Annotated in this window: 30 protein-coding genes; 8 read left to right on the top strand and 22 right to left on the bottom strand. The window is 33.0% G+C overall.

All coding sequences use genetic code 11. The annotated features are described in order from the left end of the window. Positions 1–72 precede the first annotated feature (72 nt). The 12 genes from ACMV0E_RS06520 to ACMV0E_RS06465 all read right to left on the bottom strand — a co-directional run bounded on the left by ACMV0E_RS06520 (position 73) and on the right by ACMV0E_RS06465 (position 7534). Positions 73–525, bottom strand: coding sequence for an MFS transporter (locus tag ACMV0E_RS06520; protein WP_416085577.1), 453 nt, complete (start codon positions 523–525; stop codon positions 73–75). 118 nt (positions 526–643) lie between these two features. Continuing rightward, on the bottom strand, positions 644–1342 hold the full coding sequence (locus tag ACMV0E_RS06515) for a hypothetical protein (protein ID WP_416085576.1): 699 nt from the start codon (positions 1340–1342) through the stop codon (positions 644–646). Continuing rightward, a complete protein-coding gene (locus ACMV0E_RS06510; RefSeq protein WP_416085605.1) occupies positions 1335–1763 on the bottom strand; it encodes an AAA family ATPase in 429 nt (142 codons plus the stop codon). Before ACMV0E_RS06510 ends, ACMV0E_RS06515 begins: the two co-directional genes overlap by 8 nt. 40 nt (positions 1764–1803) lie before the next feature. Beyond that, a complete protein-coding gene (locus ACMV0E_RS06505; RefSeq protein WP_416085575.1) occupies positions 1804–2043 on the bottom strand; it encodes an ATP-binding cassette domain-containing protein in 240 nt (79 codons plus the stop codon). Then, complete coding sequence (locus tag ACMV0E_RS06500) at positions 1986–2381, bottom strand: SPASM domain-containing protein (protein WP_416085574.1); 396 nt, start codon at positions 2379–2381, stop codon at positions 1986–1988. The genes ACMV0E_RS06505 and ACMV0E_RS06500 overlap by 58 nt, the downstream gene beginning before the upstream one ends. Before the next feature lie 69 nt (positions 2382–2450). Further along, the gene (locus ACMV0E_RS06495) at positions 2451–2906 is read right to left on the bottom strand and encodes a radical SAM protein (protein ID WP_416085573.1); all 456 of its coding nucleotides are present in this window, start codon (positions 2904–2906) and stop codon (positions 2451–2453) included. Then, positions 2903–3418 (bottom strand): hypothetical protein, encoded by a 516-nt coding sequence (locus ACMV0E_RS06490; RefSeq protein ID WP_416085572.1) that lies wholly within the window; start codon positions 3416–3418, stop codon positions 2903–2905. The genes ACMV0E_RS06495 and ACMV0E_RS06490 overlap by 4 nt, the downstream gene beginning before the upstream one ends. 138 nt (positions 3419–3556) lie before the next feature. Further along, complete coding sequence (locus ACMV0E_RS06485; RefSeq protein ID WP_416085571.1) at positions 3557–4309, bottom strand: hypothetical protein; 753 nt, start codon at positions 4307–4309, stop codon at positions 3557–3559. A gap of 9 nt (positions 4310–4318) precedes the next feature. Then, on the bottom strand, positions 4319–5056 hold the full coding sequence (locus ACMV0E_RS06480) for a hypothetical protein (protein ID WP_416085570.1): 738 nt from the start codon (positions 5054–5056) through the stop codon (positions 4319–4321). Continuing rightward, entirely contained in the window at positions 5053–5679 is a 627-nt protein-coding gene (locus tag ACMV0E_RS06475) for an ATP-binding cassette domain-containing protein (RefSeq protein WP_416085569.1), read from the bottom strand. The genes ACMV0E_RS06480 and ACMV0E_RS06475 overlap by 4 nt, the downstream gene beginning before the upstream one ends. A gap of 187 nt (positions 5680–5866) precedes the next feature. Beyond that, entirely contained in the window at positions 5867–6955 is a 1089-nt protein-coding gene (locus tag ACMV0E_RS06470) for a radical SAM protein (protein ID WP_416085568.1), read from the bottom strand. A gap of 60 nt (positions 6956–7015) precedes the next feature. Beyond that, complete coding sequence (locus ACMV0E_RS06465; RefSeq protein WP_416085567.1) at positions 7016–7534, bottom strand: hypothetical protein; 519 nt, start codon at positions 7532–7534, stop codon at positions 7016–7018. A gap of 676 nt (positions 7535–8210) precedes the next feature. Between ACMV0E_RS06465 and ACMV0E_RS06460 the strand changes: the two genes are divergently transcribed. Then, positions 8211–9437: a TraB/GumN family protein gene (locus tag ACMV0E_RS06460; protein WP_416085566.1), complete on the top strand. Its 1227-nt coding sequence runs from the start codon at positions 8211–8213 to the stop codon at positions 9435–9437. On the opposite strand, the gene ACMV0E_RS06455 is transcribed toward ACMV0E_RS06460, so the two are convergent. The 5 genes from ACMV0E_RS06455 to ACMV0E_RS06435 form a co-directional block, all read right to left on the bottom strand. Then, a complete protein-coding gene (locus tag ACMV0E_RS06455; RefSeq protein WP_416085565.1) occupies positions 9434–10180 on the bottom strand; it encodes a hypothetical protein in 747 nt (248 codons plus the stop codon). The two genes, ACMV0E_RS06460 and ACMV0E_RS06455, sit on opposite strands and share 4 nt — an antisense overlap. Next, complete coding sequence (locus tag ACMV0E_RS06450) at positions 10167–11069, bottom strand: ABC transporter ATP-binding protein (protein WP_416085564.1); 903 nt, start codon at positions 11067–11069, stop codon at positions 10167–10169. The genes ACMV0E_RS06455 and ACMV0E_RS06450 overlap by 14 nt, the downstream gene beginning before the upstream one ends. After that, entirely contained in the window at positions 11062–12393 is a 1332-nt protein-coding gene (locus ACMV0E_RS06445; RefSeq protein WP_416085563.1) for a radical SAM protein, read from the bottom strand. The genes ACMV0E_RS06450 and ACMV0E_RS06445 overlap by 8 nt, the downstream gene beginning before the upstream one ends. Before the next feature lie 131 nt (positions 12394–12524). Further along, positions 12525–12719 carry a hypothetical protein gene (locus tag ACMV0E_RS06440; protein WP_416085562.1) on the bottom strand — a complete coding sequence of 65 codons (195 nt, stop codon included), beginning with the start codon at positions 12717–12719 and terminating at the stop codon, positions 12525–12527. A 168-nt stretch (positions 12720–12887) separates the two neighbouring features. Next, positions 12888–13064 carry a hypothetical protein gene (locus tag ACMV0E_RS06435; protein ID WP_416085561.1) on the bottom strand — a complete coding sequence of 59 codons (177 nt, stop codon included), beginning with the start codon at positions 13062–13064 and terminating at the stop codon, positions 12888–12890. A 747-nt stretch (positions 13065–13811) separates the two neighbouring features. Between ACMV0E_RS06435 and ACMV0E_RS06430 the strand changes: the two genes are divergently transcribed. Genes ACMV0E_RS06430 through ACMV0E_RS06420 form a run of 3 tightly spaced genes read left to right on the top strand, consistent with a single transcriptional unit; the run spans position 13812 to position 14873 of the window. After that, positions 13812–14048 carry a MoaD/ThiS family protein gene (locus ACMV0E_RS06430; RefSeq protein ID WP_416085560.1) on the top strand — a complete coding sequence of 79 codons (237 nt, stop codon included), beginning with the start codon at positions 13812–13814 and terminating at the stop codon, positions 14046–14048. Then, positions 14048–14443: a molybdopterin synthase catalytic subunit gene (locus tag ACMV0E_RS06425; protein WP_416085559.1), complete on the top strand. Its 396-nt coding sequence runs from the start codon at positions 14048–14050 to the stop codon at positions 14441–14443. Before ACMV0E_RS06430 ends, ACMV0E_RS06425 begins: the two co-directional genes overlap by 1 nt. Continuing rightward, complete coding sequence (locus ACMV0E_RS06420; RefSeq protein WP_416085558.1) at positions 14421–14873, top strand: SoxR reducing system RseC family protein; 453 nt, start codon at positions 14421–14423, stop codon at positions 14871–14873. Before ACMV0E_RS06425 ends, ACMV0E_RS06420 begins: the two co-directional genes overlap by 23 nt. 19 nt (positions 14874–14892) lie before the next feature. Here the strand turns inward: ACMV0E_RS06420 and ACMV0E_RS06415 are convergent, their stop codons facing one another. From ACMV0E_RS06415 to ACMV0E_RS06400, 4 genes are all read right to left on the bottom strand, one after another. Then, positions 14893–15012: a JAB domain-containing protein gene (locus ACMV0E_RS06415; RefSeq protein WP_416085604.1), complete on the bottom strand. Its 120-nt coding sequence runs from the start codon at positions 15010–15012 to the stop codon at positions 14893–14895. 122 nt (positions 15013–15134) lie between these two features. After that, positions 15135–15806, bottom strand: coding sequence for a M48 family metallopeptidase (locus ACMV0E_RS06410; RefSeq protein ID WP_416085557.1), 672 nt, complete (start codon positions 15804–15806; stop codon positions 15135–15137). Continuing rightward, entirely contained in the window at positions 15793–15939 is a 147-nt protein-coding gene (locus ACMV0E_RS06405) for a hypothetical protein (protein ID WP_416085556.1), read from the bottom strand. The genes ACMV0E_RS06410 and ACMV0E_RS06405 overlap by 14 nt, the downstream gene beginning before the upstream one ends. Continuing rightward, positions 15926–16828 (bottom strand): restriction endonuclease, encoded by a 903-nt coding sequence (locus ACMV0E_RS06400; protein ID WP_416085555.1) that lies wholly within the window; start codon positions 16826–16828, stop codon positions 15926–15928. The genes ACMV0E_RS06405 and ACMV0E_RS06400 overlap by 14 nt, the downstream gene beginning before the upstream one ends. Before the next feature lie 238 nt (positions 16829–17066). Between ACMV0E_RS06400 and mnmG the strand changes: the two genes are divergently transcribed. The 4 genes from mnmG (at position 17067) to ACMV0E_RS06380 (ending at position 22537) form a co-directional block, all read left to right on the top strand. Continuing rightward, positions 17067–18950: a tRNA uridine-5-carboxymethylaminomethyl(34) synthesis enzyme MnmG gene (gene mnmG, locus ACMV0E_RS06395; RefSeq protein WP_416085554.1), complete on the top strand. Its 1884-nt coding sequence runs from the start codon at positions 17067–17069 to the stop codon at positions 18948–18950. Next, positions 18943–19695 (top strand): 2,3-diphosphoglycerate-dependent phosphoglycerate mutase, encoded by a 753-nt coding sequence (gene gpmA / locus ACMV0E_RS06390; RefSeq protein WP_416085553.1) that lies wholly within the window; start codon positions 18943–18945, stop codon positions 19693–19695. The genes mnmG and gpmA overlap by 8 nt, the downstream gene beginning before the upstream one ends. Positions 19696–19858: 163 nt before the next feature. Then, complete coding sequence (locus tag ACMV0E_RS06385) at positions 19859–20518, top strand: hypothetical protein (RefSeq protein ID WP_416085552.1); 660 nt, start codon at positions 19859–19861, stop codon at positions 20516–20518. A 1194-nt stretch (positions 20519–21712) separates the two neighbouring features. Beyond that, the gene (locus ACMV0E_RS06380) at positions 21713–22537 is read left to right on the top strand and encodes a hypothetical protein (protein ID WP_416085551.1); all 825 of its coding nucleotides are present in this window, start codon (positions 21713–21715) and stop codon (positions 22535–22537) included. 113 nt (positions 22538–22650) lie between these two features. On the opposite strand, the gene ACMV0E_RS06375 is transcribed toward ACMV0E_RS06380, so the two are convergent. Next, positions 22651–24015: a phenylacetate--CoA ligase family protein gene (locus tag ACMV0E_RS06375; RefSeq protein WP_416085550.1), complete on the bottom strand. Its 1365-nt coding sequence runs from the start codon at positions 24013–24015 to the stop codon at positions 22651–22653. Positions 24016–24569: the final 554 nt, after the last annotated feature.

The raw sequence follows: 24569 nt of genomic DNA, 5'->3' as shown, positions 1-24569 counted from the left end.
AATATAGAATATTCAAAATGTGATTTTTGTCAAGAGATTTTTTAAGCATTCTTAGATCTCTAAAAAGATTTTTTAACTCTTCTCAGTTTTGAGGAAGATAAAACCAAAAATCATTAAAAATAAAACTAAGAAACCTGTAGCAGTTATCAAGATTTGCGGGGCAATCTTATCCGAAAGGAATCTACCCAAAGAAAGTGAAACAGGAGCCCCCAATGATGCCATCGTGTAAATGAAACTTGAGACAATATCCAACTTATCATTAGGCACAGTTTGTTGAAGAAATATGCTTAGCGGTATATTGGTAAGCGCATTCCCAAAGCCAATAAAAAAGGAAATAATAATCATTAGCGGTAAAGCCCTGAAGATACCCAAAAACATTGTGGCAGAACCCATTAAAATTAGCCCATACAAAATCAATTTTAAGGAACTATATCTCTTTGGGATAAAAGAAACAAACAACGGCAAGAAGTTCTTAACAGAAATGTCAAAAACAAGAAACCATTTACAAGGAATTTGATGTCCCACTTCCAGAGATAATATAGTTATATAGGTTGGGGATTTTGGGTAAATATATTTTTTACCCCAAGGAAAATATGTGAAAAATTTGGAGAATCGCTCAGGTTAGTTTGAATCTATCATATGTTTATGGTATGGTTAGGACAATACTTTCATTATTAATGTTCCTCATTATCAGAATTGATAAAGCAAATAACAAAAGGCCGATCGCTGCTGTTCCTAATAGGAGTCCAATATTATACTCGGGCTTCATCTTTGTTATAAGGTTATTTCCACCAAAGACAAGAATATATGGAATTACAAAAAGAAAGCCTCTTATCAAATCTACTTTCTTTATCTTTAAAACAACGGCACACAAAAAATTCGAAAGACCAAAACTGAAAATAGAAATTGCAACTAAAGGTTCAATTAAATAAATCACTGAAATACCCGGGAAAAAGTAAAACCTAAAAATATAGAATTCAGAAAATACAATAAACAGCATAATTTCATTAAGTATAAAAACAGTTAACGCAGAACCCCAAAAGTAAGAAAAAGGTTTAAAACCATTAACAAGTAATTGCTCTATTCTTCCACTAAGTTTTTCATAAATAATTGTCTCTGAAGTAGTAAAGTAAGGAAGCATTATTACCAAAAAATATGATACTAAGAGAAAATACCTTGATATAAATGTATCTGAATAAGGCCCATTTAAAATCAATGAAAGTTCTCCTTCTTTCAAGCTTCCAGAAACTACGAAAGTAAGTATGCCGAACAAAAATCCTAATTCTATGAAGAATATGCCCTTGAAAAGCATCTCAAAATTGTATTTTAATTCTTTAATCATTTTGATCACCTCCTGCTAATTCAAAAAATAAGTCCTCGAGTGTTTTGTATTTCGAAAGTGTATCCCAAACTAAGTCGTTTGCAATAATTTTTCCGTTGTTTATCAATATAAATCTGTCTGCACATTTCTCAACTTCTGCAAGATCGTGAGATGTAAGAAGAATTCCAACTCCATTTTCTTTTAATTCAAACAATAAGTCCCTCGTATTTTTCCTTGAAATTGGATCAAGCCCAGTCATAGGCTCATCAAGTATCAAAATTTGAGGCTTTAAAAGTAGAGATAAAAGTAAGGAAAGTTTTCTCTTCGTTCCCTTCGAATAAGTATAAACTCTTTTATTTAAATAGTCTTTTAAGCCCAACCTTTCGCTATAATAATTTCCCAATTCAGAACTACCATTGAAATATTTACAATAAAGCCTTATGTTTTCATAACCGGTAAGCCTATCCCATAAAAAATCCTTTTCACTTAATGCTGAAAGTCTTAAATTTCCATTTTTTTTCTATTATCCCAGAATTGGCATCAAGAATCCCTGTTACAATTCTTAAGGTAGTTGTTTTTCCGGCTCCATTTGGTCCAATTATCGCAAGAATTTCGCCTAAAAAAATGTCGAAAGTTAAATCCTGTAATATTATTTTCCCATCTATTAGTTTTGAAACATTTTTAAGAGAGATGGCTCTTTTTCTACTATTATTTTCTTCCATATACACTTTCCTCCTTCCTCTTTTGCTTTAATTATGCCTCTTGTTATACAACTACTGCAGAACCATAGATTATCGCATTTACCACATATCTCTTTATTCGGTGCTGGGATTTTTGAAATACTTTCAATTAACTTTGAATTAGATGCTAAAAAAGACCCCAAAGAATTTCCGTATCTTCCAAGGTTGTCAATCACGGGTGACATTTGACAAATTTTAACTCCTAAATCCGGAGAAATTACAATAATTTTTGAACCAGCACCGCAATTTGGATAAGTATTTTCCGAACTATCAATTACAGATACAAAACCTTTTCCGTATTTTTTGAGGATAATGTTCATATTTTTTACAAATTTTATATTGGCACTTTTGTGAAAATTCAAAATAATTTCGGGAGTACTCTGGGCACGTCATATTGGCACAATTGGACTAAATGCAACAGAAGCAGCACCTAATTTGTAAGCGAGATTAGCAATTTCTAACATTTGATCAACATTCTGCGGTGTGACATTACATGCAACCCTCGTAGGAACCCCCAATTTCGCCAACCTCGAAATACTTTCTACTACAAGATCATAGGATTTGCTGTTACCGGTAAACCAACCCATGTATTCTTTAGAACTACCATGAAGGTCAACCTGAACTACAGCACGGTTCTTATTTTTATATATGATTTCATAAATATCTTCGGAAAAGTTGGTACCATTTGATAAAATCCCTACTAATTCGAAATCTAATGAAAAAGCCTTTTCTAATATTTTTTTAAAATCATTATGAATAGTAGGTTCGCCACCAGTTAACTCAATAACCTTAACTCCTAATTTATCTGCTTCATTTAAAAGACTAAAAGCATCTTCCATTTTCATTTCATATTGTGAACTAATTTCACTGTTATTATAGCACATCTATAAGTTAATTCCAAGGTAAGATCGCTTGGTACAAAGTATTCTTTGCAACCTGTTAATCTAAAGTTATACTTCTTTATTTCATTTACGCTTTCACATTCAGTAATCTTAATTCCTAACTTATTTTCAAATTCCTCAAAGAAAGCTACGATGTTCTTTTCCACATTTCTGAACATATCAAGTTTAAGGTTTGCAGATACTTTTTTAAACACCCTAATTAAGACGTAACTTCCTGTAACGGAGGCAAGTAGAAATATTATCAGTACAAAAACTGAAATGAGGATTAGAGATTTAAAGTATGAATAGTTCTTACCAATGATTACGAAATCCATCAAATATCTCGTAATTAATGGAGAAATTAAGGTACATATTTCTGCAATAACTCCAAGGGCAACACCAAGAGTAACAGGTCCCCAATTACCTCTTAGGTAATTTAATAATAAAGATAAGTAACTTTTCAGGTCTTTGCGCATTTTAGCCTCCTTCCATTAGAAATGTGTCTACAAGTACATTTAAACGCTAATGTTAACCTTTAAATTATTTACTTATCTCACTTTTAGCACCGGGGATTTTATCCATAAACTCTTCTAAACACTTCTGAGATAATTCTTCTAAACTTTCTGATTGGGAATCTCTATTCTTTTAACATTTTCTGTGGCTAACCATGTAAAGATTAAAAATACGAAGATTCCGAACATCCAGGACCATGGACTTTTTAGGTCCTGTATTGAAATTATTTCTAAGATATGTATTACAGCTTCATTTCCTTTGAACATATGGCTTAGTAAAATTAAAGATTTAAAGTATAAAAGAACCATTCCAATAGAAGTAATACTTCCAATAACAAGTTTGTGAGGGAAAAGAGTTGATACAAACACTCCAAAGCTAACAAACAAAAGAGTTTTCAAGATATTTGAACTTATTGCCTTGCCATCTTCTTTTAAAAAGTCTACTAATTGGATATTCTGTAATATCATCTTATTTACACCTTCAAGACCAAAGTGCCCAGTTATAAGACCCGCTGAGATTGACAAAACAAAAAACATTATTACAAATTGAACAAGCAAAAAGAGATAAAAGTTTAGAAATCGTTTTTTCATCCATTCTGTTCTACTTTGACCGCACAATAGATGCGTCAAGAAAGTTCCCTGAACATATTCCACGCTAAACATAAGATCTGAAAAGAGAATAAAAAGAATTGGAACAGCATATTCTGTAGTACTGCTTATATAATGAAAACCTATTGCAAGTCCACCAGCAGAGCCTTTAGTAATATCTTTCACAATTATGCCTGTTAGTATACCCAAAACCGCAAATACTGCCTGCATAAATATCCACTGTTTTTGCTTAAACAAACTTTTCATAATTCACTCTCAACGGTTTACAATTTCAATTCTACTTACATGTTCAATGGAGAGCCAGGTGAAGAATAAAAACCAGAAAACTCCAAGAATTATGGCAGATTTCGTTGGATTTTCAAGAAAAAAACTCCTAGCGATGAGATCAAAAAGTTTTTTATTCGAGTTCACTTCGTGAAGGATACTCATAATTTTTACCATGATAAAAAATAGTCCTATCGATGTAACGCTTCCAATAACAAGTTTGTGAGGGAAAAGAGTTGATACAAACACTGCAATACTTACAAGAATAAATGTCTTCAGAATATTTAGACCTATTGCTTTAATGATGTTAATTGTACTCATCTGGTACAATTCACTATCTACACTTTTTAATCCCTCAAATCCAATGTGTCCTAAAATTAAGCCTGAGACTAAAGACATAGCAATAAATGTGATTGAAAATTGAAGCAGGATAAAGATATAAAAGCTTATTGATTTTTTTAACATCCACCTTCTCCTGCTCTGGCCACACAATAAATATGAAAGAAATGTTCCGTACACATACTCAACATTGAATATAAGGTCTGAAAATAGAATAAAAAGAATTGGAATTGTGTACTCATGTGTGTTAGCAATCATATGTAAACCTATTGCAAGACCACCTACCGGTTTATCAACCTCTTTCATAAAACCAATTGACGCCAATATAGCTAAGATAAAAAATATTGTTTGTACCACTATCCAATGTTTTTGCTTAAATAGAATCTTCATAGTATTACCTCCTTGTGAACTGTTTTATCAATAAGATTTCCATAGAAATTAGGGTTTGTCCCTGCAATAACAAGTGTTTTTTGTCTGGATTTGTAGTCCTTTACTAAATTTAGTAAAACCTCCTGTCGCTTTTCATCAAGAGCAAGTTCTGGCTCGTCCCATATAAGGATTTCAGGATCTCCCATAATAGAAAAAGTGAGTTGTGCTATCTTTCTCATCCCATGAGATGATTTTTTGTAAATAGTTTCAAAATCAATATTCCACATTTTTATATAATTCTCAAGCATCTTCACACTTTCGTCATTTATGCCCTTTTCTTTTGCAAATAGCAGAACATTTTCTTTTAAACTCAAATCGACGTAGAAACCCATTCCATCGACGACAGCACCCACTTTTTTCAATACTTCAGGATTGTAATAAGGATTTTTATCCAAAATTTTCACTATACCCTGGTCTGGTTTTATTATGCCCAATAAGATTTTCAAAACAGTACTTTTCCCTGAAGCGTTTTGACCTTCCAGATACAATAACTCTCCTTTCTTTACCTCTAATGAAAAATTTTCCAAGATTCTAAAGGATCTTCCAAATTTAAAACTCACATTTTCCATCAAAATTTGCGTCACTTCGAACCTCCCTATGACTTTTTACAATATTTTATAATTGTAGTTATTCTTTTCCAAATTAAACTTGTCTGATAGACATTCTTTTGCGTGGCCCGTTTCCTCGGGAAATAGTACCCTGTAAGGACAGCCGCCAGCATTGCATATCGGTAATATAGGACACTCTCCGCATTCAGAATAGTTGGAAGGGTCAAATGTAATCCACTTTAAGTATCTTTTTGTAATTTGTTATATGAGATTCGACACTGCTTATGCTTTTCTCTTTCTGACCTACTTCATTCCAACATTTATACAGGTAACCCTCAGGATCTACACAAAAAGAATTCTCTTTTGTAGCACCACAAACTCCATAATTTGGCTGGGGATACTTTAGAAGACCAACAAGTTCAGGTCGGTTTTCAACCTCTAGTCCGAAATCTTTGGAATCGTAGCATATTCCAGAGAAAGTAACATTTGATACGTTATCAGTATGTAGAGGTGCCAAGTATGGATGAATATTATTGGGCATACTTTTTAATTCTTCTAGCAAATCTGAAATAAACCACTCATTCGTTTTGTCTACATTAATTCTAACTAATATTCGCTCAAAAAAATGTGCATTGTCTTTTAAATTCTTTACAATTATATCATAAACAGGACCACCATTTTTGTGAGGACGTCTTCTATCATTTATTTCTCGAGGACCATCGATAGTAACTTGTACAATCTTAATATTGCATTCTTCTGATAAGATCTTTGAATTCTTTTCATTCAAAAGATACCCGTTAGTGACCAATGAAGATGTAAATTTTGAACTAATTTTATTCTTATTTTCTTCGCTAAATAAAATTGTCTTTAATCCTTTTGACAAATACTCGATAACCTCTATTGCAAGCAAGGGTTCGCCACCATACCACGCTACCGAAACTTTAGTATTTTGGTTAATTAGTTGCTTAATAAAGGAGATTACCTTATCTGCGGTTTCCTTACTCATATATTCGGGCTGTTTATAATCCTGTTGGTAACAATAAAAGCATTTAAAATTGCAATCCATAGTTGGCGCAATAGTTATAGCAAAAACATCGTTTTTAAATTTCGATTTCCATGTCTGATATTTTACAAATGAAAGTTCATCAAAATCATCAGAGACAATGTAAAAGGTTTTTCTAAGCTCATTATAAATAGTTGGATCTACTAACCTTATTTCATCAAATCTTCCTTCCATTATTTTCTCATAGACTGTCTGTTCTACCTCACATAAACCGCCGTTTATCGCCATTATAGGCAAAAATTCTATCATCAAAAGTCAAAAATCTTACATACTTCCCAATCCTCATTTCCACCTCCTTGTATAATATGTTTAGACTATAGAGTAGATAGGTCTAAAATCTATCTTTCTATTAGCCTTATTAAAAGCATTAATATGTTGCTCCCTAAGAGAAGGCAAGAGAAAGTTGTTTCCTCCTTGGAAAAGGTTTTCCTTATCCCTTAAATAAGAATGCTTATCCTGCCTTCTACCTGAAATACTGTTAACTAAGTTGGGAGTGTCTTTTGAGGTAAATCTCTTTTTTGAAACAAGACTGTGGTGGTAGAAGTGTAGGGGCAAATGCCTAACTCTTCGGAAGGAAGAGAAAGGAGATGAAGTGTATGAAGCAAGAAATTGAGAAGGCGATGTTTGTATGTATTGATGTTGGAAAGAGAAAAACATGATGCCTGTTTTCTTGAGCAAATTTAAGCCATGGCTTACTAAACAGGATGCTTTGATAAAGTTCCGCTTGTCTGCAACATCAAAGATATTTGGGAATGTAATGCTTAAGATTCTTGTATTCTTAATTGACACTGCGGATTCTTCTCGTATTCCTACTTCAGTAAGTCCCATATTAAATCTCCTTTTATGCTTTTCCTTTTTTATACTTCTATAAAATGATAGTCATTTGTTTTTTAAAGTCAAGAGGTTTTTGAAAAATTTTTTAAAATTTTTAGAAAATCGAAAATTTTAGGTAGGTAAAAGTTGCTTTCATAAAACCTAACCTAAAAATTCAAATTATTTAATAATCTGCTCACGAAAAGCGAAGTTTACAGAGAAATAAATTTGGGCACACACAAAAAAGTGTTTCTACCTGTTAAGTGATAAAGCGGTGTCATATTGCTGAAGTGATGTGATGAAAAAAGATGAAAAAATTCCAAAAATAAGAAAAAGACTTATAAAGATTGCTGTGATGCGTTTGAATCACATTAAGCATAATAAAATACAAAGACAGAAAAATTACACTAAAAAAACTTGCAAATTTTTTCAAAAAAGTACTCTAATTTTTTAGAGCGATAAAAAATTTGCTTGATTCTAAATTTAGGGTACAATAAAATATATGATGCCTAAGGACACAATATAAAAACTTGTAGAACTATATAATGAAGAAAAATTTTCTGAAGCTTTACAATATGTATTTAAGCCCGTATTTCCAAGCGAAAAGTTCATTGAAAATTTGTTCAATAATGAAGGGCGAGTTGAGGAAATTAAAGTTCAAGAAATACAAGTAGAAGATCCAATATGTGTCATGGAATATAAGGTAAAAACTAAAGTTGATTATCATGAGGGATACTTGTTACTTGTTAAAAAGAATCAATCTTGGTTGGTAGTTACTAAAGGAAAAGACAAACTGTGGCTGTTGGATTTTGGCAAAAATTGCATTGTAGAGTTTGAGAAGAAAAGGAAAATATTTATTCAACATGCAAAATTTAATAGCTATAAAATTAATAGTGAGGAGTTTGATAACTTTTTAGGACAAGTTACAAAGTGTCATCCAATTATTTTATTTGGAGTAGGGGCACACCACTCTCAAGAATCTTACGATATTCTTATTGAATGTATAAAACATCTTAATAAATTTGGTTATAGGGACTTATTTGTTGAATTTCCATACAGTTTTACCCGGATTTATAACAAATACTTACAAACTGGTGATTATCGATATTATAGAATTATCGGGGACGAAGGAAACTTTTTTAGAAGACTTTACGAATTTAATGCGATCTTGCCTTCTTATAAACAGATTAGAATATGGAGCATTGATGTAGACCATTTTAACTACGCTTTAATCTACCAAATTGAGAAATATGTAAATAAATTATCCGGGGCTCAATTAAAAGCGAGAATTTTAAAAAGCCTCTCTCCTTTTTGGATGCAAAATAAGGAAATGAATATTAAGATAATGGAAACATTAGAAAATACTTTCGAAGAATATAAGGAAGAAATAATTAAGGAGACAAATGAAAGAGACTTCGAAGAAATATGGAAACTTATTAAGTATAATAGGTTAAGCAGTCAAATCCTTAAAGATGGCTCTAATGAACTTCGCGAGAAATTTTTAAAAGAAAGGTTTGTTGAGACATATACGCAATTGGTGAAAAAGAAAAGAAAAAAGGTAATAGGGGTTTTTGGTAACTGGCACACTGCAAAATATACGTTCTCATGGGATTGTTCTTTTTCAAAGTTAGGCGAATATCTGGCTAAGAACTATACAAATCAAGTTTATTCTATTGATATTCTACCTACCGAGGGCGAAATATACACATCAATTTACGCCAATACCGTAAGAAAAATAAACGTTCCCAGAGGATCAATAGAGGAAACTCTTATGAAAAGTATTAAAGAAATGCCAATATTAATAGATATAACAACTTTAGGAGACTACACCTTTTATGATAGGGCAGGTTATTTTATTTCTCCAACCTTATATGATGCTGTAATTCTTTATAAATCTTCTTTGCCATACAGAGGTTAGCTCTCCATCCACTGTGTCTTTCTCTGTACAACGATAGTGAATATAAAAACATAAATTAATAGAATAACGCAAGATAATACTATTTCCGCTATCGAAACTTTTATTGTTCCCAATGCCCACCTCATCAAATGTGCAGAACTAACAGTAGGAATAATTAACAAAACATTTCTCCAAGCAAAAGATACGTAATTTAATGGATAATAGACTGGAGGAAGAGTCCCCAATAAAAGACCTGCTGTATTTGCAATCGCGCTTATGTACATAGGACTATTGAAGCTCATACCTATTAGGAAACCAAACAAACTGCCAATTGCCCATGTTAATAAAATTGTTAGGATAAGGGCTCCAATCCCCAAGATTGAGAATTTTGCTCTTAAAATATAACATAAAAGTAACATTATAATTAATCCAGGTATTGTGGGGATAAGCATTGCAATAGCAATACCCAAATTATACAGTATTGCAGAGATAGGCGCAGAGATGAAATAGTAATGGAATTTACGAAACTTACTCATAACAAGGTATTGTGGAAGGTTCACAAGTCCTGCATTAAAAGATAAAATGGTCAAAGCACCAACTGGAGCTTGGACACTTAAATTTTTACCTCCGACAAAATAGAACATTACAACAAAAGAAAAGGGTATAATTAGAGAGGTAATCATCCAGATTGGATTTCTTTTAATAAGAGGTATCGCATAAATTGCTACTATCCCATACAGTTGCCTAAATTTATTTCTTTTCATTTGCTATCACCTCTATAAAAACATCTTCAAGTGATGTCGGCAAAATTTGGACGCTGATGTTTTTACTTAAAAGTTCGTTAATAGTAAAATTTAAGTTATCCGGATAGAGGAACCAAACGTTCCCATAAGAGACTATTTTTCCAAAACGCTCCAAGAAGTTTCTTTCAACGTTTTTTCCAACAGCTATTTTCTTGTCAAATCGCAAGTTTCTTTTGAGTGCTTGAGGGCTACCCTTGTCAATTATTTTACCCTTATTTATTATTATTACTTCCTTTGCCAATGCTTCTGCTTCTTCCATATAATGTGTGGTTATAACTGTTTTTGTTCCTTCTTTTCCGATATTTGCTATAAAATCCCAGGTTTCTTTTCTCGAAATAGGGTCCAAACCGACGGTCGGTTCATCCAGAAGAATAAGATCTGCTTTGGTAGCTAACGCCATAGCTATCAAAACCCTTCTTTTTAGGCCGCCTGAAAGATTTAAGGCAACTTTATCCTTTATCTTCCATAAATCAAGAGTCTTCAAAATGTATTCTGTATTTTTATATGCATTTTCTTTATCCACACCTCTTGCCAATAGATAGTAATAAACATGCTCAAAAGGTGTCAGTTCGTTTACTGGTAAACCTTCTTGTGGAACCACTGCGATTCTCTTCTTTATTTCGTCTTTTTCCTTTTCGATATCGTAACCTAAGACTTCAACTGTACCGGATGTATGCTTTAGTTGAGTAGCTATTATTTTTACTAAGGTTGTTTTACCTGCTCCATTTGGTCCTACTATACATGTTACTCCATCATCAATGGTAAACGATACAGAATCTAGTGCTTTTGTACCGTCTGAATATACCTTTGATAAATTACTTACAAAAACCGCAGGAGAAGTTTCATCCATTTTTGTTGCCTCCAAGCATTTTGTATTTCACATATCCTCTTATATATTCCTCAAACCTATAAGCATAAGGCGGGCATTCTGGCTCTAAGTTATCCTTTCCATTTGCTAAAGCATTTGCGATACATCCGCCGCCACAAAAACTAACAATATCACATGTTCTACATTTCTCATAATCCAGCACATTCCAACGATCTAATTTCTCTTTGTTTTCATTAAATATAGGATTATTATTAATATTACCTATCATAAGTTCCCCTTTTAACCCACTGGTTGCATACCAGCATGTAAAAATACTCCCATCAGGGTAAAACATCAAATTATTTCTTGTCATCAAAATTCCGCAGTACATAAAACGAGGAATGTAATATGTTGTTTTAAATCCCAGTTTGTGAGCTAGGTCTATATATCTAGTGAGTTTTTCACTACCCATATCCGGTGTGTAACAAACTTGTTTTCTGTTCTTAGAAGATTGAAGAGGCGCTCCTGTAAGCATAGGAGAAAGATATACATTCTCCCTGCAAAAGCCCTCATCTTTTAGAGATTGCCACAATGTTGTAACATAACTTTCGTTAGTTTTATCAATATTTGTTCTTATTACGATTTTCCGGCAAAAGCCTAAGGCATTAGATATACCTTCCTTTACATCTTTAAAACTACCTTTTCCGTTAGAATAAGGACGTAGCGTATTGTGAATATCTTCTGGTCCATCAAGTGTTACTTGTACCCATGCCCAATTGTGTGAGCCTAAATAACTACAGACTTCTTTTGATAATAAAGACCCGTTTGTTGCCAATCCTATATTAAATATCTTCTCTTTTGAGAGTTTTTCAAGTCTATTAATAATCTTTTCTATAAGTGGAAATTGCAAAAGAGGTTCTCCTCCTGTAAATTCGACCATTACACTGTCTTCGTTGGATGTAACTAATGAACTACTTATAAACTCAACAATTTTAAATGCCATCTCTTCTGACATCGAAAGATTATTCTTTTCCTGATAACAATATTTACAATTAAAATTACAGGAAGTAGTGACAAAAAAGGCGTATCCTGATTTACTATTTTTTCTGTAAAACTCAAATTGTTTCCTTAGCAGTTCCATTTCGTCTATTTCACTATCTACTAGGCATCCAACATTTTTTAATTTTTCTATTATATCCCTTTCTTTTCCGGTAAAATTATACTCATTTTGAGGATTTTCGAACTTATCAAGCAAACTACTTACATTCTTATTAACCAAAACTAAATCACCAGTTAGATTGGACAACAGTATGTCCTTTTCTTCATTATAGGAAATCCTTTTAACTAATCGAGATTTTTTAAGCATGAACAAACTCATCCTCCTTCCTTGAAGCCATATATGCAGGGATAAATTCCCTGCATATATGGCAAAAATAAACTTACTCTACGTTGTTACCACTAATACACACCCCACATCTGGCTTCTTCCGCGGGATTTTTATCTACCAATACTTCCATGTTTTTCATCTCCTTTCTTTAAGAAATTTAAGCCATGGCTTACTAAACAGGATGCTTTGATAAAGTTGCGCTTGGTTGCAACATCAAAGATGTTTGGGAATGTAATGCTTAAGATTCTTGTATTCTTAATTGACACTGCGGACTTTTCTGGTATTCCTACTTCAGTAAGTCCCATATTAAATCTCCTTTTATGCTTTTCCTTTTTTATACTTCTATAAAATGATAGTCATTTTTTTTTAAGTCAAGGGGTTTTTGAAAAATTTTTTAAAATTTTTAGAAAATCGAAAATTTTAGGTAGGTAAAATATACTCTATATAACTATGTTATCTCTGGAAGTGGGACATCAAATTCCTTGTAAATGGTTTTTTGTTTTTGACATTTCTGTTAAGAACTTCTTGCCGTTGTTTGTCTCAGCAACTTTAAGTTTCTTCAGTTCATATATGATATTGGATAGAGACTGCTCTTTGTATAATCCTTTGCTAACCATTATTCTATCCAGTACAACATAAAGAACTAACACAATGAATAAAATAATTAGATTCTACTCTTAGAACCCTTTCTTTAAACATGTTTTTTAAATTCGTATCAACAATCACATTACTTACTCTACTTGATATTATTTCCATTTTACACAAAGAAGTTTGTATAAATTGATAAGTATTCGTATTCCTACGCCTAAGAAAGATTTCTTTTGAGAGTCTTGCTGTAAAAGGGATAGAAATAAAAAATCCGATCTGCTTTTGCGTATCAGCTTTATATTGAGTTCGCTAAAGATTCTACGTTCATAATATATAATGTTCTTTCAACTCCTATACTATTTAAACTCTAAATAACATTTATTAATGTAACTATGCATGCTTAACGTATTGAAAGAAAAGTTTTAGGATGTTCCATCAATACTCTTCCAAATAATAATTTTGCCTTATAAGGTTAAAGTAGAGGGCATCTACCAAGTGAAGGGTATTTGACAAAAATGCCACATTAAGATAGGGAAAAAGCTTTCCCTGAGCTAAACACATAAGAGATTATTTGATTTATAAGGATTCTTTCTTCTTAAACAAACTTATTGTTTTGTAAGAGTGAAAAAACCATCCTTGAATTAATCAAAAGAATGCATTTCATCACAAAGTAAGACACAAATTTAAACTATATAACAAAGCAATCCCTTTTCAAAAAACTTATACAAAAGATAAAAGGTTACCTTTAACTCTTAAGAATATTCTAATCACTTATTCGCAACTATTACTTTTTTAGTTATAATATATGTATGATTAAGGTGCTTTTATTTGGAGAAGTAAAAAGAGTTTCTGGAAAAGATGCAATTGAATTAGAGTTTAGGGGTTCTTTAGGCATGCTTAAAGATGTACTCAAAGAGAGTTTACCTCAGATCTCTTATCTTCTGGATACCTGCGCCTTTGCGGTAAATAAAGAATACAAAACACTTAACTATGAACTTAAAGGTGATGAGGAAGTTGCGGTTATTCCACCTGTTGGAGGCGGATAATGGTAAAACTAACTAAGGGTAAGATTAATGAATCTGAACTTACTGAACTTTTAAGAAACGAAGAAGGAGGAAGTATTGTTGTTTTTCTTGGAGAGCCACGAAAAGGTTTCGAAGACGGCGATGTTTCTTCAATTGAATACACTGCATATGAAGAGATGGCAATTCAAGAACTTAAAAAAATCGAGGAAGAGGCTTTAAAAAGAGATGGTATTCTTGATGTCATCATTGTTCATAGACTTGGCGATATTCCCTTAAAGGAAACCTCTCTATATGTTGGTGTTTCTTCAAGACATAGAGAAGAGGGATTTGAAATTACAAAATGGATTATTGAAGAAGTTAAAAAATCTGTACCAATTTGGAAGGAGATTAAATATGAAGGGAACAGGAACAGTTAAAGCAATCCATGGCGAATATATAGAGGTTGTCGCACCAAGAGAATCCCAATGTTCCTCTTGTGCTTTAAAGAATGAGTGCTCAAATAACTCTTTAAAAGAAGGGCAGACAGTCTGGGTAAAAAACACAATTGACGCAAAAATAGGTGATTATGTAGAGTTTGAATTTAGCGAAAAAGACTTAAATAGAGGATTATTTATAGTTTATGGCATACCAATGATATTCATTGTTGTAGGCGCTGTTATAGGTTCAATTTTAGAATTTGGATATAACATTAAAATTTCGAATTTGAAAGACTTTACAATTTTCATCACAACGCTTGTATCTCTTTCAATTGGAATTTTTATTGTAAGATTAGCAGATAGATATGTAAAACCCTACTCTTACACCACAAAGATAATTTCGAGAGAAATAATAAAACCCCTAATGTAGTAATGTCTATATAAGGCCGTTATTTACAAAGGCTAAAATTTTCCTCAAAATTCTTGCCGAGGATAATGTGATCAAGCACTTTGATATTTATAATATTGAGCGCTTCGATTAATCTCTTGTTAAAAGCAAGTCTTCTGATGGTTCAGTTTCATGAGATGGATGATATTGGCTTGTTTTTCAATTCTTCTTCACAGGATAAAGCCGGTTCCTTAAGAGAAATTCGATAGCAGACTCATAGGAATTTAGATCCATCTCATCACCTCAAATATAAAGCAAATGTCCCTTTTCTTTTAACCACTTCTTTGCATCTTCATAATCTGGTTTTATTGTTTTCACTTTATCCCAAAAATTTTTTGAATGATTATGCTCTAAAACATGACACAACTCGTGCACCACAACATAATCAATAACTGAAAGAGGCGCCATAATCAAATTATAAGTAAAACTCAAGTTGTTATTTCTTGAGCAACTGCCCCATCTCTTTTTTGCGCTTGTTATTTTAATTCCCTTATATTCTATTCCTGTAAGCTTAGAATAATAATCCACTCTTTCGCTAATGATAGCCTTTGCAGTTTTCTTGTAAAAATCAATAAAAAGTTCCCTTGCCTTTTCTCTATATCTTTCATCAAGATAAAAACCATTATCAAATTTAAGAGGAGTTTCGCTATCTCTTGAAAGAAAGAGACTGTATGCTTTTCCAAGAAGTAGAAAACTCTCTCCCTCAGTAAATTGTTTTTCCTTATCTTTTGGAAGACCTTTAACAAACTCAATATGCTTTTTAATCCATCTTCTATGCCTCTTAACAACCTCATAAATTTCTTCAATAGATGTTTTATCTGGTGCTTTAACGATAAGTTTAGCATTATCACTTATGATGAGTGCAATTGTTTTCCTTTTTGATCGAATTATCTCTGAAATTTTAAAATCTTCCATTAAATCTTTTCCCATAAGTATAATTAGTAGTATCAATAATTTTCCTTGTTGGTTCAGTAGGATTTACATCCCTTATGTTAATTCTCCAATCAAAGCCTGAATACATTTTTACTCCACTTCTAATATTCTTCAAAGTAATCTTCGTTAACCTTCTTTATCTCAATTGTTGTTTTTTGCTCTACACCAACATTATATTTTAACATATAATCAAGCAATCTATCACCATCAATTAGAACAACCTTCATATCGGAAATTTTTTCAGCATATTTAAGTGCGTCTTTTGTGAAAGTCGATGTGGTTATAAATATTCCTTTTTTTGCTACCTTTCCATGAAGTGCCCCTACAAATGCTTGAATTTCCTTTCTTCCTATTGTGGAGTTATCCCATCGTTTTGCTTGAAGATAAATTTTGTCTAAGCCCAAGACATCTTCTTTTATAACACCATCAATACCCTCATCCCCACTCTTCCCAAGAAGCTTACTTGCCTCTTCAAAGGAGCCACCATAACCCATACTTACGATAAGATCAAGGATCAAGCGCTCAAAAAATCTAGGAGAAGCCTCCATAATTCTCTTTCTAAGGTCACTTTTTATGATACTATTAAGTTCCTCTATCTTTTGGAAAATAACTTCCTCTGGAGTAGCTTCTTGAATATCTATCTCGGTAGACTTCTCTTTTTTATAGCCTTTATAAAACTCGACAAATTCGTTAAACTTCGTTAGATATTTTACATCAATTTCCGATGGGTTGTCCTTAAGGACTTTCAACCCCCGGTCTGTTATTACTATACTTCCCCTTTTTGGGACATCAACAAGTTTTGCCTTGTTCAGGTATGTCCTTGCCCAATAGACTCTATTTTTAAATACCCTTTGTTTACCACTAGGCAAAAGCTCGTTTCTCTCCTCATTAGTGAGTTTAAAAAGATTAGCAAGGTAGTCTTCGACTTCATCTATTGTATGATCCTTTTGATCTTGTAAGAATTGAAGCATAGGTTTCATTAATTTATGAAATTTTGGGATCATTTTAATCCTCCTTTATTAAATAATTTAATTTCGCTTTTCAATAGATCTTCCATAAGCTTTTTTTAGAGTATTTACACTTTTATACTATTCCTTTTAAATCCGTTTACAAATATCCAAGCCTTAAAGATGTGCTCCTCAAGTTGCCCTAAAGTTATCTTTTTGCCGTTCATAGAGATTTTATTCGCAAGATTGTTCTCTTAACTTTACGAATATGTCTTAAACGTGTATAATATAAACTATGATGAAGGAAAAATATTATGGTGTAATTGTTGTAGGCGGAGGACATGCAGGGGTAGAAGCCTCTCTTGCCTCTGCACGAATGGGTGTTCAAACCCTTATTATTACAATTGATAACGACAGTATTGGCTGGATGCCTTGTAATCCCGCTATTGGTGGCCCTGGAAAATCACAAGTTGTAAGAGAAATTGATGCACTGGGTGGGGCAATGGCAATGACCACAGATGAAACACTAACTCAGATTAAGATGCTTAATACTTCGCGTGGTCCTGCTGTTTGGAGTTTGAGAGCACAAGTTGATAAATGGGCCTATTCAAGAAAAATGAAAGAGCGCTTAGAAAATCAGCCCAATTTACACCTAAGGCAAGGGCTTGTTGAAAAACTTATCATTGAGGGAAATAGAATAAAAGGGGTTCAAGTTGCAGATGGCAGTGTCTTTTATGCTGATGCTGTGGTATTAACCACTGGTACATATCTAAGTGGACGTATATACATTTCTTCCTGGTCGATGGAAGCAGGAAGGTGGATTAAACCTCCTTCAAATGCGCTATCAAATCAACTTAAAGAACTAGGTTTCAGAATGTCTCGATTTAATACAGGGACAACGCCGAGAGTTGATAAAAGATCTATTGATTTGAGCAAATTCCAAGAGGAAGTTGGTGATTTTGTTCCGCTACACTTTTCTTTTTGGAATAAGCCAAAAGTTTACGACAATCAAATTCCCTCTTACCTTGGATGGACTAATGAAAAAACAATAGAAGTGACACGAAAATATATGCACCTTTCACCATCAGTTGCGGGACTAATGGTTAAGACAGGACCAAGAACATGCCCTTCAATGGAAGAAAAAGTACGGTGGTTCCCGGACAAAACAAGACACCAATTCTTCCTTGAGCCAGAAGGGTTTGGCACGAATGAAATGTACATGCAGGGAATGTATATGTCAATGCCTTATGATATGCAACTTGAAGTATTAAGAACAATCCCCGGGCTTGAGAATGTTGAAATAATAAGGCCCGCATATGTAATTGACTACGATTACATTATACCAACGCAGTTAAACCTCACTTATGAAACAAAACTCATTGAAGGGCTTTTCATTGCAGGACAGCCTAACGGCACAACTGGATACGATGAAGCAGCAGGTCAAGGCCTACTTGCGGGTATAAATGCGGCTCTCAAAGTACAAGGTAAGGCACCATTTATTTTAAGAAGAAATGAAGCATATCTTGGTGTTATGACTGATGACCTTCTAACTAAGGAACTATTTGAGCCTTATAGAATTACACCATCGCATTGTGAATATAGACAAATCTTAAGACAAGATAACGCAGATTTAAGACTTACAAGAAAAGGTTATGAAATAGGTGTTGTTGAAGAATGGAAATTTAGAATGTTTGAGGAAAAGGAGCGAAAACTTGAAGAGATTAAAAAAATCCTCGAACAAACGACAATATACCCAAACAAAGAAAACGTAGAAAAGCTAAAAGAACTTGAAGTAAAGGAAATAAACCAACCTTTAACCCTTTTTGATCTTCTTAAAAGGCAAGATTTTACAAAGGATACTTTAAAGAAACTTGACTCAAGGTTTGTTGATTTTGATGACGAAATCCTTATGGAAATTGAAATTGAGGCAAAATATGCAGGATACATTCAGCGTGAAATGAATAAAGCAAAAGAGTTCTTGAGATTTGAGAGTTTTGAAATTCCAGATGATATTGACTATAATTTAGTACCATCGCTTTCAAAGGAAGCAAGGACAAGACTTTCGGAGATAAAGCCGAAGTCTATTGGACAAGCAATGCGAATTACAGGCGTAAGACCGTCTGATATCCAGATGTTAATAATGTACCTTAAAGAAAGGAAGGGTGATGAAAATGTATAAATTGGTTTTGCTAAGGCACGGCGAAAGTATTTGGAATAAAGAGAACAGATTTACAGGATGGACAGATGTTGATTTATCAGAAAGAGGCATCGAGGAAGCACATTTTGCAGCAAAGTTATTAAAGGAGCAAGGGTATATTTTTGATGTTGCCTTTACATCTGTCCTAAAGAGAGCAATTAAAACTCTGTGGATTGTACTTGAAGATTTGGATTTAATGTGGATACCTGAATACAAACACTGGAGATTAAATGAAAGGCACTACGGAGCACTTCAAGGGCTTAATAAGGGAGAAATGAGCAAAAAATATGGCGAAGAACAGGTACTTCTGTGGAGAAGGTCTTACGATGTTCCACCCCCACCGCTTGATAAAGATGATCCAAGAAATCCGAGATTTGACCCCAAATACAAAGATTTGAAAGACGATGAAATTCCACTTTCTGAATCGCTAAAAGACACGTTAAACAGAGTGCTACCATACTATCATTCTACAATTGCTCCAATGGTAAAAGAAGGGAAAAGAGTAATTATTTCTGCGCATGGAAATTCTCTAAGAGCACTCGTTAAATATCTTGATAATATTTCTGATGAAGAAATTCCACACCTCAATATACCAACAGGAATTCCACTTGTTTATGAGTTTGATGAAAACTTAAAAGCAGTCAATCATTACTACCTTGCGGATGAAAAAACCCTTCAGGAAGCAATTGAAAGAGTTAAAAATCAGATAAAAGAAAATCCCAAATAAAGATTAACTTTTTCATTTTTATCCTCCTTAAGGCTCTCTTTTACATTAAAGAGAGCCTTTTTTAAATTTTCAGAATGGAGAGGCTATTTCAATTTTTCTAATCTTAAACGATATGCAAAAATTTTTCTAATTGAATATTGATAAATTTTTAAAAAGTGCTACAATGTTTTTGATTGGAGGTGTAGCAAAAACGAAAAAAGTAATCATTTTGACACTAATTGGCATGCTTTTGTTAACATTATTGGGAGTCGTTCCCCAATCGAATCAAAATACTTTAGCTGCAGATCAATTAAACAAAGTTATGATTCATCCAGATGATACTTATAAAATCACAACTCAAAATATAGACATATCTTTCCTTAAAAATGCTCAGGAGCTAGCAAAAGAGTATGCATATTTGAAAGTATTAGCAGAAAACTACTCAAAGCTTTCAAAAAAATCTATAAAATTTCCTCCATCTTATAATCCAAATCTAGATAGTAAAAATTCTGAATCAAACAAAAATGTATCTATTAATCCAGAGTTTTATTCCTATTATCCAATAAGTGGTTCTCTTGGAGGAGAAGAGGCTGTTATTTATAACCTACCTTCCAGTTGTGATTGGATGAACCTGTCTTTAAATTGGTCACCAAGTGGAACTCCAATCCTTGCGGTGGTTGAAGATTCAACTACAAATACAGAAGTAGGATCATGGCTTTCGTCAAGTGGTTCAATGAGTCACAGTCTCAATCTCGATATTGACCATAGATATTATATAATTATATACAATTCGACGAATATTACTATAAGTTACACTGGACAAATTACAGTTTCAATAAAGTAGCAAGATTATATTATAGATGAAAAATTGTCTTCCGCATGAACTTCTCTAATAATTCTTGATTTAAAAGAAAATGGAATTTAATTATCTGCAGTTTTAAGGAGTTACGTTGTAAGGCTTTAATTTTATGCAAGATAAAGTGGAAGTAACAATCACCTCCCCGTTTTTCAAATCATGGTATGCTCTCATAGAAAATTCCTTTTAAAACTTCTTACAAAAGAAGCAGTAAGCCGGATATTACCGGTAGAACAAGCATCAAACTTAATTGAATATAATAACAACTTAAATAAGAAATGAGGAATAATTACATAAGCTCAATAACATGAGACCGCCAAATACTTTCGCAGTACTCCCTTATAGAGAACTCTAATTACGTTTTGGTATTGTTTTAATAATTAACACTAATTATATTGGTAATCGGTATACAAAAAGTTTTTATCTTGTAAAGAGAAGAATTAATTTTATTAATTACCTAATCTGAGCGATTCTCCAAATTTTTCATATATTTTTTGGGTAAAACATGGATTTAATGTAGAATTTGCTCACGAATAATGCAGCTTTCGGAAGATTAAAGACAGGTTAATCAATTCCGTAAGATTTTCTTCCCAAAACAATTAGAGATAGGGTAACTATGCTTAGAATTCATAAAATACAGTAAAACTATCCAGATTATTCATGATATTGCGCGCATTCACACTACTTTAAATAGAACAAAATACAAAAATAGAAAAATATGCTCCAAAAACTTACAATTTTTTCAAAAAAGTACTAAACTTTTTTAGAGTGATAAAAAATCGCTCAATTTAGGTTTAAAATATCTCTTTGAGTAACTGCAGGAGCGGAATCTCCCTTGGGATTGGGGAGTGATGCTTTAAAACGAGGGCAAGGCTCCTGGTATAAGGAAGGTGAGAAAGGAAAAAAATAGAAAAAATTGCGGAAAAAGAAAAACCAAAAATTAAAAACAAGGAGGCATTTATGTTGAGGACATTAAATAGAAAATTTTTTAAAATCAACTACAGTTAAGATTGCAAGGATTATAGGTATAGCTGTTATCTTAAGTGGGCTGATACTCCAGATTCCGTCTAATGCTTCAGCTATACAAATCGGGCTTACTTTTCCCACAGTGGGAATAAATATATCTTTTCTGATAACCCGGAGAACATCCCAAGCTCAGACGGATATACGATAGAAGAGACCTTGTCTTCCAGTTACACATATGATATAGAACTATATCACCACAATTTAACAGGGACTACTAAAAGAATTGGTATAGCAATTTATAACCCTAATGCTTCAAGTGCGACTATTACTGTTTATGCAAAAACAACAGGATATTCTAATACGGACCAATCAAGTGAGTTAGATTTAACTGCTCCTCTTCAAAGGGACTATCAAATGGGCATAGGAGCTACAACACTCTCGTTGTCAGGCTACAGCTACGCATTTTTGGTATATGTGGATACACCAACAGCAAAATTAGTAAACGAGAAGGTCAAGATAAAGTCGAGTCTATCTAATGTAAAAGTGAGAATTTTTCATGGCCCTACTTCTGCTACTGCACAACAGGTTTTTAGTTACAGTAGAGACTCCGCATCTGGTTCTAGTACTACAACAGGCTTTTTCCAAAATGATGGATTATCGAATTCAACATTAATAGATGCTTCAAGCTACCAATCATTTGTATTGTCAGAATGGCGCCCAAGTCTTAATCAAAATGAATATGAAAATGGCACTGATGTTCTAGGAAGCTCACAACTAGGTGGAAATTACGGAATGGTCTATACTATTACTATAACTAATCCAGGTGGAAAGAGGATTAAGATAACGCCAAATTGGTCAGCTACAGGAAACAATTATGCACGTATAGTATTGTGGACTTCGACTAATGGGTGGTACACTACCACAAAAATTTCCCCAAACAACTATTGGATTATGGCTACCGGCACTGGAACTACATTTACATTTAAATACGTACTACCAGGTGGTAACTTCGGTAATTTCAAATTTGAAATAATTGATTAAGTAAATTACTCCTAACTAAGGTAAAAGCCAGGAGTGAGTTTCAATATCTTTTTAGATATGCTCCTCCTGGCTTTTGACAAGATTAACACAAATAAATCCAAAAGATACAAGAATTATAAGTTTAAAGGGAAATTTCTTATTGAATACCTTATTTTACCAGAAGCAGATGGTTTAATTTCGTCACAATACTCAATCTGTACATTAACATTTCCTAAGGCTTCATAGATTCTTTTTACCAAGTTATTAACCTCTTTGGGATCAAACAATGAAGGATTAGGCACTATGCGTAGTGTAACATTGTTTAAGTCATGCTGTATTAATTGGAATTGTTGAATCCCGTTCATATTTCTTACAATATGGGCCCAGTAGATTCCGTGAATTAGTCTTCCGCTTTGTGAAACAAACACATCATCTTCTCTTCCTTCTATTCTTTCAAGAATTTTTAATTGTCTTCCACAGGGACAACCTTTTTTATTAGATAATGTTATAACATCCCCAAGTTGATATCTGATTCTTGGCATAGAATAATTAGTTAAATCGGTTATAGTTGCAAGACCACTTTGCCCATCCTCCACTCTTGCATTAGTTTTAATATCTAATACTTCAAGAACAAGATTCTCTTCGGTTACATGCATATTGCCATCAGGACATTGGTAGGCTATTATGCCTCCATCTTTTGCGCCGTATTCATTTATAACTGGAGCACCAAAAGCACGCTCAATTACTTTGCGTTGTTCATCGGACAAAGTTTCAGCGGTAGAAACCACTCCTTTAAATCGAGTGGCAAAAGTTAGATTTTGCTTTTCCATTAGATTAGCAAAAACATACAATGCAGATGCATAACCATAGAAGTACACAGGTTTATAAGAGTCAACTATTTTGACAAGGTCAGCTATTTTCGCTGGCTGTAAATCATATGCTGAAAATAGTATTATATTCCTCAAAAGTCTCTCTTTTAATCTGTATAATTTATTCTGATATCTATTGAGCTCAATTGGAGAGGCCCAGATCATTACACATGGATCTCCAATTTCGATGCCCCACCATGATAAACCCCGCAATCTAGCTGCCGCGTAATGCTCCAAAGTGGGTCTGTCGACATAGAATTTTACAGGTAAGCCAGTTGAGCCACCCGTAGTATAATGAATAAGACTACTTTTGTCGACATTGAGAGATAAATACTTTTCAGGTTCTTTAGAAAAATCTTTTTTAGTAAGTACAGGGAAACTTTTAAGAGCCTCTAATGGATCTTCTTTTATCATTGGTTCTAAATACGCAAGATGCATATAAGCAGGCACATTTTTTATACAATACAAAAGAAGGTTTTTTAATTTTTCCCTTTGTAATGCCTCTATTTGTGCTCTATCATATTTTTCTGTTAGTTTAAGTTCTTTATAATATGCTCTAATTTTGTTACCTTTGATTCTTTCCATTAGCGGGTAAACTATCCCATTTACAAAGATCTTTCTAATTTGCATATATCACCCCTTTTTTACTTTAGTATTTTTTAATCTAGATTGAGCTTCTCTTATTATTTTAAAAATTTTTAAAAAAAAATGCAAGTCTCCGTAAGTTTTTATGTATCTAGAGGCATTTAGAAAAGCCTTACTTAAGAAATAAGTTTATTGAGTTGGAAAAATATAGACTCATATATCGTCTTATATTCTTTAGCGGAAACAGGAAAAGATTCAAGAAAGAGAATGTGTTAAAGAATTACTCGCATGAAGTAAAAAGTTTTATTGAAAAATTGCAAAAATTCCTTCGAAATTAATGGAACTTTTTTGGAGTTTGAGCGTCTATAATATATATGAGGAGAAATTTATGAGAAGAATATTAGCGCAGAAATAAATCTGCTGAGAAGGATTACAGACTACAGAGGAATAAAATAGCAGAATTATTAAGAGGTATGTTTTAAAGGAAGTGGTGCAATATGAGAGTAGCATAAAAAGTAAATAGGAAGTTGAATTTTGAACAAAAAATATTAAGATTTTAAGGAGGTTAAAAATGGAGAGATTAAAAATTAAGAAGCTAC

The organism is Caldisericum insulae (assembly GCF_047785965.1).
In the GTDB taxonomy this organism is placed as follows: domain Bacteria; phylum Caldisericota; class Caldisericia; order Caldisericales; family Caldisericaceae; genus Caldisericum; species Caldisericum exile_A.
Note: the sequence above shows the minus strand (reverse complement) of the source record. Positions and strands in the feature narration are given on the sequence as shown.

Coding starts and splice junctions, on each gene's coding strand:
- ACMV0E_RS06400 (WP_416085555.1), bottom strand. CDS start 16,828: ATGATCCCAAAATTTCATAAATTAATGAAACCTATGCTTCAATTCTTA.
- ACMV0E_RS06500 (WP_416085574.1), bottom strand. CDS start 2,381: ATGAACATTATCCTCAAAAAATACGGAAAAGGTTTTGTATCTGTAATT.
- ACMV0E_RS06425 (WP_416085559.1), top strand. CDS start 14,048: ATGGTAAAACTAACTAAGGGTAAGATTAATGAATCTGAACTTACTGAA.
- ACMV0E_RS06485 (WP_416085571.1), bottom strand. CDS start 4,309: ATGAAAAGTTTGTTTAAGCAAAAACAGTGGATATTTATGCAGGCAGTA.
- ACMV0E_RS06410 (WP_416085557.1), bottom strand. CDS start 15,806: ATGGAAGATTTTAAAATTTCAGAGATAATTCGATCAAAAAGGAAAACA.
- ACMV0E_RS06480 (WP_416085570.1), bottom strand. CDS start 5,056: ATGAAGATTCTATTTAAGCAAAAACATTGGATAGTGGTACAAACAATA.
- ACMV0E_RS06445 (WP_416085563.1), bottom strand. CDS start 12,393: ATGCTTAAAAAATCTCGATTAGTTAAAAGGATTTCCTATAATGAAGAA.
- ACMV0E_RS06490 (WP_416085572.1), bottom strand. CDS start 3,418: ATGCGCAAAGACCTGAAAAGTTACTTATCTTTATTATTAAATTACCTA.
- ACMV0E_RS06450 (WP_416085564.1), bottom strand. CDS start 11,069: ATGGATGAAACTTCTCCTGCGGTTTTTGTAAGTAATTTATCAAAGGTA.
- ACMV0E_RS06465 (WP_416085567.1), bottom strand. CDS start 7,534: ATGGGACTTACTGAAGTAGGAATACGAGAAGAATCCGCAGTGTCAATT.
- mnmG (WP_416085554.1), top strand. CDS start 17,067: ATGATGAAGGAAAAATATTATGGTGTAATTGTTGTAGGCGGAGGACAT.
- ACMV0E_RS06440 (WP_416085562.1), bottom strand. CDS start 12,719: ATGGGACTTACTGAAGTAGGAATACCAGAAAAGTCCGCAGTGTCAATT.
- gpmA (WP_416085553.1), top strand. CDS start 18,943: ATGTATAAATTGGTTTTGCTAAGGCACGGCGAAAGTATTTGGAATAAA.
- ACMV0E_RS06430 (WP_416085560.1), top strand. CDS start 13,812: ATGATTAAGGTGCTTTTATTTGGAGAAGTAAAAAGAGTTTCTGGAAAA.
- ACMV0E_RS06495 (WP_416085573.1), bottom strand. CDS start 2,906: ATGAAAATGGAAGATGCTTTTAGTCTTTTAAATGAAGCAGATAAATTA.
- ACMV0E_RS06455 (WP_416085565.1), bottom strand. CDS start 10,180: ATGAAAAGAAATAAATTTAGGCAACTGTATGGGATAGTAGCAATTTAT.
- ACMV0E_RS06460 (WP_416085566.1), top strand. CDS start 8,211: ATGGAATATAAGGTAAAAACTAAAGTTGATTATCATGAGGGATACTTG.
- ACMV0E_RS06470 (WP_416085568.1), bottom strand. CDS start 6,955: ATGATAGAATTTTTGCCTATAATGGCGATAAACGGCGGTTTATGTGAG.
- ACMV0E_RS06375 (WP_416085550.1), bottom strand. CDS start 24,015: ATGCAAATTAGAAAGATCTTTGTAAATGGGATAGTTTACCCGCTAATG.
- ACMV0E_RS06420 (WP_416085558.1), top strand. CDS start 14,421: ATGAAGGGAACAGGAACAGTTAAAGCAATCCATGGCGAATATATAGAG.
- ACMV0E_RS06505 (WP_416085575.1), bottom strand. CDS start 2,043: ATGGAAGAAAATAATAGTAGAAAAAGAGCCATCTCTCTTAAAAATGTT.
- ACMV0E_RS06515 (WP_416085576.1), bottom strand. CDS start 1,342: ATGATTAAAGAATTAAAATACAATTTTGAGATGCTTTTCAAGGGCATA.
- ACMV0E_RS06385 (WP_416085552.1), top strand. CDS start 19,859: ATGTTTTTGATTGGAGGTGTAGCAAAAACGAAAAAAGTAATCATTTTG.